Origin of the sequence: Lysobacter sp. CA199 (assembly GCF_052078715.1) — a bacterium.
In the GTDB taxonomy this organism is placed as follows: Bacteria; Pseudomonadota; Gammaproteobacteria; order Xanthomonadales; family Xanthomonadaceae; genus Lysobacter.
In genome coordinates this window covers 127,897-142,411 of sequence record NZ_JBQJIL010000015.1, presented here as the reverse complement: position 1 = coordinate 142,411, position 14,515 = coordinate 127,897, and the positions used below count along the sequence as shown (strand labels likewise).

Annotated in this window: 10 protein-coding genes; 3 read left to right on the top strand and 7 right to left on the bottom strand. The window is 67.2% G+C overall.

The window, feature by feature from the left end; genetic code table 11:
- Window positions 1-141: 141 nt before the first annotated feature.
- The 3 genes from ACTOWJ_RS25425 to ACTOWJ_RS25415 are packed head-to-tail and all read right to left on the bottom strand — an operon-like array spanning window position 142 to window position 5,469.
- Window positions 142-2,946, bottom strand: a complete 2,805-nt coding sequence (locus ACTOWJ_RS25425; RefSeq protein WP_441337413.1) for an AAA family ATPase — start codon at window positions 2,944-2,946, stop codon at window positions 142-144.
- Complete coding sequence (locus ACTOWJ_RS25420; RefSeq protein ID WP_441337412.1) at window positions 2,939-3,955, bottom strand: hypothetical protein; 1,017 nt, start codon at window positions 3,953-3,955, stop codon at window positions 2,939-2,941. Before ACTOWJ_RS25420 ends, ACTOWJ_RS25425 begins: the two co-directional genes overlap by 8 nt.
- The gene (locus ACTOWJ_RS25415) at window positions 3,952-5,469 is read right to left on the bottom strand and encodes a hypothetical protein (protein WP_441337411.1); all 1,518 of its coding nucleotides are present in this window, start codon (window positions 5,467-5,469) and stop codon (window positions 3,952-3,954) included. Before ACTOWJ_RS25415 ends, ACTOWJ_RS25420 begins: the two co-directional genes overlap by 4 nt.
- Window positions 5,470-5,694: 225 nt before the next feature.
- On the opposite strand from ACTOWJ_RS25415, the gene ACTOWJ_RS25410 reads away from it, so the two are divergent.
- From ACTOWJ_RS25410 to ACTOWJ_RS25400, 3 genes are all read left to right on the top strand, one after another.
- Window positions 5,695-7,806: an oxidoreductase gene (locus ACTOWJ_RS25410; RefSeq protein ID WP_441337410.1), complete on the top strand. Its 2,112-nt coding sequence runs from the start codon at window positions 5,695-5,697 to the stop codon at window positions 7,804-7,806.
- Window positions 7,807-8,441: 635 nt separating this feature from the next.
- Entirely contained in the window at window positions 8,442-8,900 is a 459-nt protein-coding gene (locus tag ACTOWJ_RS25405; RefSeq protein ID WP_441337409.1) for a cell wall hydrolase, read from the top strand.
- 153 nt (window positions 8,901-9,053) lie between these two features.
- Window positions 9,054-9,665: a glutathione S-transferase N-terminal domain-containing protein gene (locus ACTOWJ_RS25400; protein WP_441337408.1), complete on the top strand. Its 612-nt coding sequence runs from the start codon at window positions 9,054-9,056 to the stop codon at window positions 9,663-9,665.
- Between the two features lie 305 nt (window positions 9,666-9,970).
- Here ACTOWJ_RS25400 and ACTOWJ_RS25395 read toward each other — a convergent pair whose 3' ends face one another.
- The 4 genes from ACTOWJ_RS25395 to ACTOWJ_RS25380 form a co-directional block, all read right to left on the bottom strand.
- A complete protein-coding gene (locus ACTOWJ_RS25395; RefSeq protein ID WP_441337407.1) occupies window positions 9,971-10,495 on the bottom strand; it encodes a hypothetical protein in 525 nt (174 codons plus the stop codon).
- 310 nt (window positions 10,496-10,805) lie between these two features.
- Window positions 10,806-11,957 (bottom strand): bifunctional 2-methylcitrate synthase/citrate synthase, encoded by a 1,152-nt coding sequence (prpC, locus tag ACTOWJ_RS25390; protein WP_441337406.1) that lies wholly within the window; start codon window positions 11,955-11,957, stop codon window positions 10,806-10,808.
- 172 nt (window positions 11,958-12,129) lie between these two features.
- Window positions 12,130-13,017: a methylisocitrate lyase gene (gene prpB, locus ACTOWJ_RS25385; protein ID WP_441337405.1), complete on the bottom strand. Its 888-nt coding sequence runs from the start codon at window positions 13,015-13,017 to the stop codon at window positions 12,130-12,132.
- Window positions 13,018-13,356: 339 nt separating this feature from the next.
- Entirely contained in the window at window positions 13,357-14,439 is a 1,083-nt protein-coding gene (locus ACTOWJ_RS25380; protein WP_441337404.1) for a suppressor of fused domain protein, read from the bottom strand.
- Window positions 14,440-14,515 lie beyond the last annotated feature (76 nt).

Here is a 14,515-nt window from a genome sequence, read left to right as displayed (position 1 = left end):
TCGCTTCGATCGCCACTGAGTCACTGTAGGAGCGACGCAAGCCGCGACCGCGAAACCTCAGTTGCGGCGAAACCTAGGTTTCGCGGTCGCGGCTTGCGCCGCTCCTACAGGGGGATGGCGTGGAATTCGCCGCGGCTTTGGTTACGCCGCCTTATTGTCCTCGCGCTGACGCTTGAGCACCGCCACCGGTTCCGCCCAGGCGCTGCCGCCGCGGCGCTTGCTGGTGGTCAGCACCAGGTCGGATGGATCGAACACGTTGAGGTTGTGGGTGATCGGCGTGGTCAGGATGTACTGCGCGTCGGTAGCGCGCAGGAAGCGGCCGACCTTCTCGATGTTGAACACGTCCAGATGCGCGAACGGTTCGTCGATGAAGACGAAGCCGCCCGGCTGGTCCTCATCGCGCAGCAAGGCCACCAATAACAGCAGCGACTTCATCACCTGCTGGCCGCCGGAGGCCTCGCCGTCGTCCAGGCCGATCCAGCCCTTGCGGTCGAAATCGAAACGCACCGACAAACCGGCCTGGGCCAGAGCGACGTCGTTGTTGGCCAACTCGGGCATGTCGGCGTCCACGCCGATGCCGGCGAGCTCGCCGAGCGCGGCCAGATTCTTCTTGTAGCGGCGTACGGTCGCGCGCAACACGTTGATGTAGGCGCCGCGCGCTTCCTCGGTGAGCCGCTTGGCGCGCTCCAGATGGCCTTCGCGGCGCATGATCGAACTGGCGAGCTCATCGTGGTCGGCGCCGATCTTGTCGCGCAGCGGCACGCAGGCCTCGTCGGTGACGAAACCGCCGCGCTCCAGCCGGTCGTCCATGCGCTCGAGCTCGCGACGCACCGCCGAGGCGCTTTCGTACTCGGCGCGCGCGGCCTGCAGCGCGGTCGGGCTGCGCCAGGACTCGGGCATCAACGCGCGCTTGCGGCGGTAATCGAGGATGCGCTGGATCAGGCTCTGGCGCTCGCCGTTGATCTGCTGCCCGCGTTCGCGCAGCTCGCGCGCGAGCGTGTCGATCTGGCCCTGGCGCTTGGCCGCGGCGATGCCTTCGGCCTTGTCCTGATCGCCGGCTTCGTCGATCTTGGCGCGCGCCTGGGCCAGCGCGGCGGCGGCCAGCGCGGCGGCCTCGGCCAGTTCCGGCAAACGCGCCTGCGCGGCGGCGAACTCGGCCGCGCGGGTCACCAGTTCCTGGGTCGCATCCAGGCCGAGCAAGCGCGACTGATCGGCATCGACGCGCTGGCTCAGTTCCTGCAACTCGGCTTCGCGCGACTGCGCGCGCTGAGCGACCGCGGCCTGCTCGGCGCGCAGTTCGGCCAGCTGCGATTGCCGCGCGCCGGTGCCGAAGTGATGCTGGCTGCCGCCGATATGACGGCCGCCGCGACTTTCGCGCAGATAACCCTTCTGGGTGATCCAGTCCTGTCCGGCCGGCAGGCGCGAGCCGTGTTCGATGTCGCTGACTCGGCGGATGCGGTCGAGCTGGCGCGGCAACCACGCCGGCGGATCGGCCGAGAACCGCACCACTTCCAGCAAGGAACCTGCGCTGGCCTTGGGCACCGGCGCGCGTTCGGCGACGATGAAGTGCCGATACTGCTGGCTTTCGCCGAGTTGCCAGGCCGCGCGCGATTGCTTGGGATTCTCCAGCACCAGCAAATGGCGATAAGGCGCCAGCACCGCTTCCACCGCGACCGACCATTGCGGGTCGACGATCTCGACCAGTTCGGTCAGCACCCGGTGCTCGATCCTGGCCTGATCGAGCGCCGCGCGGAAATCGCGTTCGAACGGTTCGACGATGCGGCCGCCACCGCTGAGCGCGGCGATCTGCGCGGAAATCTCGCCGGCGCGCTTGCGGTCGCGTTCGGCTTCCAGCTTGAGTTCGGCCTGACGGCGGCGTCCGTTCTCGACGCTGGCGCTGAGCGCGTCGACATCGAGCGAACCGCGCTGCGCCTGCAGCTTGGCCAACTCATCGCGGCGCTTGACCAGCATTTCGGCGTCGCGCGCGGCGTCGCGGGCCTGGGTGAAGGCCTGTTCGCTGGCGCCGACCTGATGCCGCGCTTCGCGCATGGCTTCGGCCAGCACATCGCGGCCGCTCGACGCGATCGCGTCCTCGTCGCGCATCTGCTCGAGCGCGCGTTCGCGCTCGCGCAGCGCGCGGCGCAGGCCGGTCAGGCGCGGCTTGGCGCCTTCGATCGCGTTGCGCTGCTCGGCCAGTTCGACCTTCGGCGCGATCTCGCTTTCCAGGCGCTGGCGCTGATTGCGCAACCCATTGCCTTCCTCGAACGAGCGCACATCGGCCTTGGCCGATTCCAGCCGCAGATGCAGGCCGGCCAGATCCTGGCCGAGCTGCTGCAGCTCCTTCTCCACGTCGAACTGCTCGGTGCGCGCGCGCTGGTAATCGTCGAGCACGGCCTTGTCTTCGAACACGTCGAAGATCAGCTGCAGCAATTCGCGCGGCGAGTACTGGCAGAGCTTGTCGGTCGCGCCCTGTTCGAGCGTAAGCACGCGGCAGATCGCGCGGGTCAGGCCGGCACCGGCCAGACGCACGCGGTAATCGCGCACGCCGAGCCAATCGCCGCCCTGCTCCAGGGTTTCCACCGGCACGTCGCCGCCGACGATCTGGTAGTCGCGGCTCCAGTCGCCGCCACGCTTGCGGATGCGGCAGGCCAGGGTGACCAGATCGTCCTTGATCGGAAAGAACGGCCGGCCGCCGCGGCGGTCGGCGCGATTGCTGACCACCGCGCGCAGCCAAGCGTAAGGCTTGCCGTTGTGGCGCAGATACGTCTTGTAGTCGCGTGCGGTGTCGCGGTCTTCGATCGCCAGCAAGGTGCGCAGCGCATCGAGCAAGGTGGTCTTGCCCGAACCGTTCGGGCCGACCACGGTGACGATCGAGGCATCCAGCGGCAACTGAAAGCGCTGCCAGTAGTCCCAATGCACGACTTCGAGGGAGCGGAACTCAAACATCGGCCGCGGCCTCCTGCTTCTCTGCGGTGTCTGGGGACGGTTCGGGCGTTTGCGACGCGGACTCGGCGGCCTGCGGCGGCAACTGCGGCAACGGTTCGGCGGCGAGCGCCTGGGCGTCTTCCGGGTCGAGCGCGAGGTCGGGCTCCGCGTCGGCGTTGGATTCGAACTCGGATTGCGGATCGGCGTCGGTGAACGAAGCCTCGAACGCGGCCGCGTCGAAATCGATGTAACCGTCGGCGGCGATGGCGCCCGTGGCGGCGACGCGCGGCGACACCGGGTACGAATCCGAAGTCGCATCCGTCGCGGTCGCATCGACCCCGCCCTCGCCCGCAGCGGCGGCTTCGGCCGCTTCCTGCGCCGCCAGCTCCAACGCGTGCTGACGCGCCTCGGCGACCACGTAAGTGAGCGCGCCGTCCATCACCCGGCCGGCGATGCGTTCGTAATCCAGGGCGAGATCCAGCAGCGGACCTTCATGGATGCGCTCCTTGCGGCGGACGATGAAACCTTGCCGCGCCAGCGTGCCCAGACTGAACTGGATGCGGGTCTTGCCGCCGAGCTTTTCGCCGAAATCGGCCAGCAGCGTGCGCTCGTTGATCGGCTCGACCACTTCCGCGCCGACCGGCACCGGTTTGAGCTCGGCGAACATCTGTTCCTGGTCCTGATCGCGATCGGCCTGCTGGCGCGCGATCTGGCGCTGGCGCTTGGGCAACACCAACAGCGCCCACAGCACCACCAGCAGCGCGATCGCATCGCGGTCGAGTTGCAGATTGGTCGACGACCAGGCCTTGGCGCTGCCGAACACCGCCGATTCCTGCGGCCGCGCGATGCCGACAGCGATGTTGGCCGCATAGGGATGTTCGAGCAGGCGCATGCCGACCGAAGCCAGGCGACGGTCGAGGTCGTTGCGCAGTTCGGCGTCGGTGAGCAGGTCGCGCACGGCGACGTCGTCGCGCGGCAGCCAGCGTTCGGCGATCAGCCGCGCGATCAGTGAAGCGATAGGGTCGTTCATGGGGTGTCCACGGTTTCCTTCGCCGCTTTCGCGCGCCGTGCCGGTTGCCCGGTGCCGCGCGCGGAGGCGGTCTTCTTATCGGTGTTCTTCGGTTTGCCGGCGCGCTTGCGCGGTGAGGCCGTTCCCGTCTCGTCGCCGTCTTCGATCACGCGAGCCAACTGGTCGGTCGCTTCGCTCTCGGCGATATCGGCTTTGGAGCGCTTGCGCGGCGCGCGCGCCTGCAGGCGTTCTTCTTCGCTCACCGTGCGCAATCGGCCGCGGCTCATGTAGGCCACGCCGGCGCGTTCGACGGTTTCGAACTCGCTGTCCACGTGCCAAGCCAAGGGCAACCGCGCCATCGAGGCGCTGACGCCTTCGCGGTTTTCCGCGCCCGGATCGCCGATCAGGCCCAGCAGCGACATGCGGTAGGCGCTGAGCGTGAAGCTGTCCTGCGGAATCAGCTCGCTCAGCAAGGGGTCCTCGCCGGTCATCGCGCTCAGCGCGGTCAACTCGTCGAGCCAACGTTCGGCGTGCTGGAAATCGGTGGCCGCCGCGGGCGAGCCGTCGGCGCTGGGCGCGGCCATCGACGGCGGCAGCGACTGGTCTTCGCGCGCTTCGCGTTCGCGTTCGACCAGTTCGTACTCGGCCACGTCCAGGGCGATCGGCGCGAGCATGAAGGCCGGTATCGCCGAACGCGCGAGCACGTCGTCGGCGATCGCGGCCAGCGCGTCGATATCCAGATCGCGCAAGTACCGATTCACGTCCGAAGACGACAGGCCGCTGGCGCCCAGATGCACGCGATGGCGGTCGAGCGTGCTCAGCGCGCGCTGGAACACCGAGGCCTGGCGCAACATCGCGCTCTGCGCGCGGCCGATCTGCTGGGCGACGCGGTGGGTATGGCTGTCGAGTTCGAGATCGGCGGAAATTTCCTCGACGATTTCGGTGCCTTTCTCGATCCAGCGCCAGGCCTGCTGCAAGGTGCCGGCGGCGCGCAGGATGCGGTGCTCCGAACCACTGAGCACGGCCTGGTCGAAGTCCTCGCGCAATTCGTTGAGGCGCGAGAGCAGATGCTGCAAATCGTCCGGACGCACCCGGCCCACCGCCTGGCCGGCGGCGATCTGCGCGGTCACGTAGGCCAGCTCATCGCCTTCGCGATTGAACTGCAGCAGCAGGCCGATCGCCGACAAGGCCTGACGGCCGGCCGGGCTGATCCGGTAGCGCTGGCTTTCGTTGTCCCACAGCAGCAGCGCGTTGTCGCGCAGACGGCCGATCACGGTGTCGAACTTGACCGGGTCGAGGTAGGCGAAGTGTTCGCGCAGTTCCTGCGGCGCCCAGTCCGGCGCCGAGCCGCGCTCGCCGATCGCGCGCAGCACCAGCAGGCGCACCATCACCGACTCTTCGCCGCCGTGGAACAAGGTAGAGAACGCGCGCAGCAGGTCGCGCGCGCCCAGCAGGGGCTGCAGATCGGGCAGATCGGCGGCGACGATGTCGGCGCGCAGGTAGTCCTGGATGCTGGTTTCGGTGGCTGGATCCATGAAATACGGACTACGGGGGGTCGGGCATGTTCGGCGATGGGCCGCGTCCGTGACAACCGTTGCGTTGCGCCCCGCCGCGTGCCTGCCTTCGCGCGGCCTTGACCGTGGCCTCGGCCGCGCCGGGCCCGACCCCGCACGTTGGCCGGGCCGGCGCGTCGCGCCCCTTGAATTACAGCGCTTTTCCCGGCATCGTGCGCATTCCATACGCCAGCGTATACAGCCAGCATGTCCACGGCCGTCCGTACCGGTTCGAACCCGCCGCAGCCGCTCGATCCGGGCCCGCATCCAGCCGAGTCCGCGCCGCATCCCCTGTACCCGCACCTGTTCGCGCCGCTGGACCTGGGCTTTTGCACCCTGCCCAACCGGGTGCTGATGGGGTCGATGCACACCGGACTGGAGGACAAGGCCGCCGACTTCCCCAAGCTGGCGGCGTATTTCGCCGAGCGCGCGGCCGGCGGCGTGGGCCTGATCGTCACCGGCGGTTTCGCGCCCAATATCGTCGGCTGGCTCAAGCCCTTCGGCGGCAAGCTCAGCTGGCCGTGGGAAGCGGGCAAGCACAAACAGGTGACCCGCGCGGTGCACGAACACGGCGGCCGCATCTGCATGCAGATCCTGCACGCCGGCCGCTACGGCTATCACCCGCTGCAAGTCGCGCCGAGCAAGCTCAAGGCGCCGATCAATCCGTTCACCCCGCGCGCGCTGTCGGCCGGCGGGGTCGAGCGACAGATCAAGGCCTTCGTCAATTCGGCGCGGCTGGCGCGCGAGGCCGGCTACGACGGCGTCGAGGTGATGGGTTCGGAAGGTTATCTGCTCAACCAGTTCACCGTGCCGCGCACCAACCGACGCGGTGATGCTTGGGGTGGAGAAGCCAGCAAGCGCTGCCGTTTCAGCGTGGAAATCGTCCGCCGCATCCGCGAGGCCTGCGGCCCGGACTTCATCATCGTCTACCGCCTGTCGATGATCGACCTGGTCGACGAGGGCTCGACCTGGAGCGAGGTGATCGCCCAGGCGCGCGCGATCGAAGCGGCCGGCGCCACGCTCATCAACACCGGCATCGGCTGGCACGAGGCGCGGGTGCCGACCATCGCCACCTCGGTCCCGCGCGGCGCGTTCACCGGCATCACCGCGCGGCTGAAACCCGAGGTGCGGATTCCGCTGGTCACCACCAACCGCATCAACATGCCCGACGTGGCCGAGCGCATCCTCGCCGACGGCGAGGCCGACATGGTCTCGATGGCCCGGCCGCTGCTGGCCGATTCGGACTGGGTCAACAAGGCGCGCCGGCAGCGCGCGGCCGATATCAACACCTGCATCGGCTGCAATCAGGCCTGTCTGGATCACGTGTTCGCCAATAAGCACGCCAGCTGCCTGGTCAATCCGCGCGCCTGCGCCGAGACCGAACTCAACTACCTGCCGACCCAGGCGCCCAAGCGGGTGGCGGTGGTCGGCGCCGGCCCGGCCGGGCTGGCCTGCGCGACGGTCGCGGCCGAGCGCGGCCACCGGGTGACCTTGTTCGACAGCGCCGCGCGCATCGGCGGCCAGTTCAATCTGGCCAAGCGCATTCCGGGCAAGGAAGAGTTCTACGAAACCCTGCGCTACTTCGCCGGCCGGATCGAACAGACCGGCATCGAGTTGCGCCTGAACACCACCGCCGACGCCGCGGCCCTGGCCGGGTTCGACGAGATCGTGCTCGCCTCCGGAATCAAGCCGCGTCAGGTCGAATTCCCCGGTTCGGATCACGCCAAGGTCTGCACCTACCTGGACGTACTGCAAGGCCGGGTGGTGCCGGGACCGCGCGTGGCCATCGTCGGCGCCGGCGGCATCGGCTTCGACGTCGCCGAGTTCCTGGTCCACGACGGCCCCCACTCGACCGATGAGCCGCACCACCCCGATCCTGCCCGCTGGCGCGCCGAATGGGGCGTGGACCTGGATTACGGCGACAACCGTGGCGGCCTGACCGAACCGCGGCCCGAACCGCCCGCGCGCCAGGTCTGGCTGCTGCAGCGCAGTCCCGGCAAGCCCGGCGCGAAACTCGGCAAGACCACCGGCTGGATCCATCGCGCCACTTTGAAGGCCAAGCAGGTGCGCATGCTCGGCGGCGTGGAATACCTCGGCCTGGACGAAGAAGGTTTCCGCATCCGCGTCGACGGCAGCGAGCAAGTGCTGCCGGTCGATCAAGTGGTGATCTGCGCGGGTCAAGAGCCGTACAAGCCCTTGGCTGCGGCGCTCGCCGACAGCGGTAAACCGGTGCATGTGATCGGCGGCGCGGACGTGGCGGCCGAGCTCGATGCCAAGCGTGCGATCGATCAGGGCAGCCGGCTCGCGGCGCAGCTCTGAGCGCGGTTCCTACATATATATATGTATGTGTGACTGTAGGAGCGGCGCGAGCCGCGACTGCGACACCGCGCATACGACCCATGCCGGGAGTCGCAGTCGCGGCTCGCGCCGCTGCTACAGGGAGCTTCGGCCACTATCGCTGGCCATTGGGGCTCTTCGTCCCCCAATCTGTTGGGTCGGACAGACCGGTTGAGCCGGAAATCCCATCCCGACCTGAGTCCACCGCCGCCCGGAGACGCCAATTCACGGGGCGCGGTTTTGCTGAACACGGCCGCTCACACAACAGTGAGATTGGGCGGCGCGGTTCTTGCCGGCACAAAGCCTTTCAAAACCAAGCACCTACCGCCTGTTCAGAATAAAAACTCCAACCAAATTAGACGTTTGGATTTTGTCGTTCAGTAGCGGTTTGGTTAGGCGCCGATACCTTGCGCCAACTTTTCCGCCGCCCCTGCAGAGGCGGCACCCACCACCGCCCCGTAGCCCCATTTGGCTCGGATTCCGGTGACGGGGCAAAAGCGCGCCGTTAGAGCCGCTGCCCTCCCCAGTACGCCATGTCGGCTTCACCGCTGTCCCTTTCTCCCGTTCCGGGAGACAGACGATCCAGTGCGGCCCGACGCAACGGAGCAAGGAGTCATATGAAACTGGCTTGGATCCTGTGGCTGGCCTCCGTGCTGCCGCCGCAAACCGCCGACTCGCTGTGTTTGAGCACCACCGTTTACCTGGAAGCCCGCGACCAGTCCCTGCGCGGCCAGCAAGCCGTCGCCGAGGTCGCCCTGCGCCGCCGCGACAGCGGCCTGTGGGGCGATACGGTCTGCGAGGTCGTTACCGCCAACAAGCAGTTCGCGCCGACCCTGGTCTCGCCGGGCACGCGTCTGAACAACTCCGAGGCCTGGGCCGAGTCGGTCAACGTGGCTCTGGCCGCCGAGCGCAACTGGGCCTTGCCGGCCGGTCAGCGCAAGGAGATCGTGCCGGGCGCGAGCCACTTCGCCGCGCACGCGATCGCCAGCCCGTCGTGGCGCAACGCCTATCAGGTCGCCACCATCGGCGATCACACCTTCTACAAGGTGCAAAAGCTCAAGTCGCGCCGCGGTTGATATCGCAGGCGCGCTCCGGCCGCTACGCCGGGCGCGCATCGCCGACGCGCAAGCGCCGGCGTTCGTAACGCTCCGTTGCAGTTCCCTCCTTGAGGATACGCAGCAGGTCGGTGATAGTCGCCGACCTGTTTTTCTTATCGAGAGGGATAGCGGATGAAGCTCTACAGCAAGCCCGGCGCGTGTTCGACCGCCGACCATATCGCCCTGCAGTGGACCGGCGGCGCGTTCGAAGTCGAGGTGCTCGACAAGGACTCGTTGAAGGCGCCCGCCTACCTCGCCATCAATCCGGTCGGCGCGGTGCCGGCGGTGGTCGACGGCGACTTCGTGCTGACCCAGAACGCGGCGATCATGGGCTACATCGCCGACACCTTTCCGCAGGCGCGGTTGGCCGGCGACGGCAGCGCGCAACAGCGCGCAGAAGCCGCGCGTTGGCTCTCGTTCGTGAACTCGGACGTGCATCCGGCGTTCCTGCCGATCTTCGCGCCGGGCCGGTTCCATCCCGATACGGACCAGGCCGACACCTTGCGTCAGCACGCGCGCGAACGTCTGCGCGGCTTGTACGCGAGCGCCGATCAGCGCCTGGCCGATCGCCAGTGGCTCGCCGGTTTCCGCAGCTACGCCGATCCGTATCTCTACATCACCCTGCGCTGGGCCGATGCGGTCAAGGTCGATCTGTCGGGTTACGCGCACCTGGCCGCGTTCAAGCAGCGCATGGAAGCCGATGCCGGCGTGCAGGCGGCGTTGAAGGCCGAAGGGCTGCTCTGACCAGCCCGTCGTTCTGACTGATGGAATCGCGGTTGCATACCTGATCGAACATCTCCTCTGACGCTTGCGGGAGAGGGCCAGGGTGAGGGCAGCTTTGACGCTTCAATGCATGCGCTCGCGGTATCCGCGATTCACGCACCCTCACCCCAACCCCAGCCCCAGCCCCGCCCGAACGCATAGCGTTCGGGCGTTCGGTGCCGTGCGAGCCAGTGGCTCGCAAGCACGCCCCCTCACCCCGCTTGCGGGAGAGGGGTTATTGAAGCTTTATCGCTATTACGATGACGACGCGTCAGCGTCAGCGAAGCTCAGCTTCCGGTAGCGAACCGCGCCTCGATTTCTGCGGCGATATCGTCCTTGCGCACCTTCGCCAAGGCTGCGCTCAGATCCGGCAACAGTTCGGTGAGTTCTTCGCTGTTGCCGCAACGCTCGATCTTGAGCTGCAGGAAATAGCCGCGCAGGCCCAGATGTTCGCGCACGGTCTCGCTCATCAGCGTGTAGAGCGTCTGGTAGCGTTGCGCCGCGTCGGCGGGCACGGCGCCATGGCCGTTGATGGCACGCGGCACCGCGAACGGCGCCTGCGGCGTCGGCGCATGCGCCACCTGGGTGGCGGCGACCGCGGCCGAGGATGCGATCAACCCCATCGTCTCCAACTGTTCCAGCGCATCGGCCGGACCGTGCAGGCTCGCGATCAGATCGCGCAGGTGACGCGCGCTGCGATCGCCGTCGACGATCAGCAGGATCGAGCGCAGCACCGTCGGTAACTTGCGCGTGCGATGTTGGATTTCATCGCGACCTTCATTGGTCTTAACCGGAACGTCACTGTCGCGCATGGCTTTCCCTCGTATTGAACCCCGTCCCACGACGGATGTTCCGGAGTCCCGGAACGCGGCCTGTGATCGTCGCAACGATGCACTCGCGCGCTCGGCCAGCGCCGACGTCTCCCGGCTGGCACCGGACTATGACAGCTGAAACCGCGAAATTTCTGTGTCGTATTCGACGATAGTCGTATGCGGACGTACGTCAACCCGCAAAGGTCGGATGCAAGGAAAAAGCCAGGCGAACGCCTGGCCTCTTCCGTGGTCGTATTGCGTTTTAGCGCGCCGGCGACGGCCGGCGCGACGCGCGCTCGATGCGGTGCGATCAGCGCTGCCCGATCGGCACGTACTGACGATCTTCCGGACCGGTGTAGTTGGCGCTCGGGCGGATGATCTTGCCGTCCTCGCGCTGCTCGATCACGTGCGCGCTCCAGCCGGTGGTGCGGGCGATCACGAACAACGGCGTGAACATCGGCGTGGGAATGCCCATCATGTGATAGGCCGACGCCGAGTACCAATCCAGGTTCGGGAACATCTTCTTGCTGTCCCACATCAAGGTCTCGATGCGCTCGCTGACGTCGAACAGCACCTGGTTGCCGCCGTCCTTGCACAGCGCGCGCGAGATTTCCTTGATGATCGGATTGCGCGGATCGCCGGTGGTATAGACCGGGTGGCCGAAGCCGATCACGATTTCCTTTCGCTCCACGCGAGCGCGGATGTCGGCCTCGGCCTCATCGGCGCTGTCGTAGCGCGAGATGATGTCCATGGCGACTTCGTTGGCGCCGCCGTGCTTGGGGCCGCGCAGCGCGCCGATCGCGCCGGTGATGCACGAATGCAGGTCCGAACCGGTACCGGCGATGACGCGCGCGGCAAAGGTCGAGGCGTTGAACTCGTGCTCGGCGTAGAGAATCAGCGACTTGTCCAGCGAATCGGCCAGAAGCTGGCTCGGCGGCTCGCCGTGCAGCAGATGCAGGAAATGAGCGGCGACCGAATCGTCGTCGGTTTCGCAATCGATGCGGCGGCCGTTGCGGGTGAAATGCCACCAGTACAGCAGCATCGAACCGAAGCTGGCGATCAGGCGGTCGGCGATATCGCGCGCTTCGCTGGCCGCATGGCCTTCGCGCTCGGGCAGCACGGTGCCGAGCACCGAGCAGCCGGTGCGCAGCACGTCCATCGGATGCGCGTTGGCCGGCACCAGTTCCAGCGCATCGGTGACGATCGCCGGCAGGCCGCGCAGGCGCTTGAGTTTGGTCTTGTAGGCCTTGAGCTGCGAGGTGGTCGGCAGCACGCCGTGGACCAGCAGGTGCGAGACTTCCTCGAAGGTGGACTTGGTCGCCAGATCGTGGATGTCGTAACCGCGGTAATGCAGATCGTTGCCGCTGCGGCCGACGGTGCACAGTGCGGTATTGCCAGCGGCGGTGCCGCTGAGGGCGACGGATTTCTTCGGTTTCGGCAGGGTCTGTTGCGTATCGCTCATGGTCCTTCCTCGATTAAATTGTCTTTTATTCCTATTTCCCTCTCCCGCGTGCGGGAGAGGGCAAGGGTGAGGGCACGCGACTTCTGGCTACGTCGATGGCTCCAAGTCACGAGCGCCCTCATCCGGCCTGTCGGCCCCCTTCTCCCGCTGCGCGGGAGAAGGGAAAATCGAATCAACCGCCCTTCTTCGCGAACAATGCGTCCAATTTTCCCTCGAACGCGTGATACCCAATGCGGTCGTACAACTCTTCGCGCGTCTGCATGGTCTCGACCACGTTCTTCTGGTGGCCCTCGCGACGGATCGACTGGTACACGTTTTCGGCGGCCTTGTTCATCGCGCGGAACGCCGACAGCGGGAACAACTGGATCGCCACGCCGGCCGAAGCCAGCTCATCGCGGGTGAACAACGGGGTCTGGCCGAACTCGGTGATGTTGGCCAGCACCGGCACCTTCACTGCATCGACGAAGCGGCGGTAGGTCGGAAGATCGTAGGCGGCCTCGGCGAAGATGCCGTCGGCGCCGGCTTCGACGCAGGCGATGGCGCGTTCGATCGCCGCATCGACGCCGTCGACGGCGATCGCGTCGGTGCGCGCGATCAGGAAGAAATCCGGATCGGTCTTGGCGTCGGCCGCGGCCTTGACCCGGTCGGCCATTTCGCCGGCCGAGACGATTTCCTTGCCGGGACGATGGCCGCAACGCTTGGCGCCGACCTGATCCTCGATATGACACGCGGCGGCTCCAGCCTTGATCAGCGACTTCACCGTGCGCTCGATGTTGAACGCGCTCGGGCCGAAGCCGGTGTCGATATCGACCAGCAACGGCAGATCGCAGACGTCGGTGATGCGGCGCACGTCGATCAGCACGTCTTCGAGCGTGTTGATGCCCAGGTCCGGCAAGCCCAGCGAGCCCGCGGCGACGCCGCCGCCGGACAGGTAGATCGCGCGATAACCCGCGCGCTTGGCCAGCAGGGCGTGATTGGCGTTGATCGCGCCGATGACCTGCAGCGGCGATTCTTCTTTGAGCGCGGCGCGGAACTTCACGCCGGCGGAGAGTTGGGTCATCTTGAAACTCCGGGTGGCCCGGGCGGGGCGATCCGGACATTTTAACCCGCGACGCGGACCGACCGATGACGCGAGTTGCGCACGACCCCGGATGGCGGCCCGGACTCAATCGCCTGAATGCGCAAAACCGCCGAGCCGATGCCCTCGGCAAAGCGCGGCAGGCCCGCCCCACGCGGCCGGCGCGCGCGCAGCGACGTCCATACTGGTGCGTTTCGAACGCCAAGGGCCCGCAACGAACGCAGCCGGCCCGACCGCGTCGCGGCGGATGTCACACATGTGCCGTCGCGGCCGGGGCCCCGCCGCTCGAGCCTGCGCCGCTCGAGCCGACACCCGTCGCGCTCAACCGATCACCTGCTCCACGCTGCCGTCGGTCCTGCGAATCTCGGTCTTGCGCACTTGCAACTGCAGCGCCGGGAAACCGTCGACCTCGTAGTCGCCCGCCTGCGCGCGCAGGCGCGAGACCAGGCTGCGCAAGGCGCGTTCGTCCAGGCGCAGATGCAGGTCGTCGCCGATCGCTTCGGCGCTGTTGCGCGCCGCCGGCTCGAACACCACCCGCACATCGGGCCCGACCACGCTGAACTTATGCGCGAACGGCAGCCGCAACGGCAGCAAGGCCAGCAACTCGCCGACCTGGCGCGCGCCGATCGCCACCTGGGTCAGCGGCTCGCGCAACAGGCGCTTGCGCTGCTCCCACGCCAACTGATCGGTGTAGATCATGCCGACCGAGGATCCTTCGCGCGCCGAGCCTTCGGCCAGCCTCGCGGCGACGTCGCCATCGGCCAGCAGCGAGCCGCGCTCCAGATCGGTGGTCCACAGCGGCAGGTAGTCCTTGAACACGTCGAGCACCTTCAAGGTCGACCAGCGCTTGAGCGCGAATTCTTCCTCGTTGGTCAGGCCGATCACCTGCAGAAACTCGACCCGGCCGTTTTCGCTGTCGATCGGCGGCAGCTCCGGGTCGTGGGCGAACGCCACCGAACGGATCGCGCTGTCGCTGTCGGCGGCGATCGGCCCGTTGGCGTTGAGGTAGTGCCCGGCATGGAAACCGTGTCCGCTTTCGAACACGTAGCGCGCCAGATTCTGCAAGAAGTTCAGCGCCCAATCCGGCGGTTCCGCGCCGTCGTCCGGATCGGCCAGGCGGAAGGTCAACTCGAATCCGTAGCCGCTGATCTGCGGATCGTCGGATTGTTTTTCGTACAACTCGCTGAAGCCGTAGGTGACGAAGTGCCAATGCGGCACCGGCGTGATCCGTTTATAGGCGCTGATGCCGGGCAACGGATCGTTGCCGCCCAGCGCGAAGCCGATCACGGTGCCGTAGTGCCTGGGCGCCTGACGCGGGTAGATCCGGTTCAGCGCGTGATTGATGGCGTCCCAGCCCGGTGCGCGGTCCTGCGTCGCGCTCGATTCGGCTTCGGGATCTTGCATGGCGCGTTCGCCTCTCGGGTGAAATCGGGCGTCGACTGCCGGCCCATTGCGTCGATGCTAACGCGGTCGCGGAAAG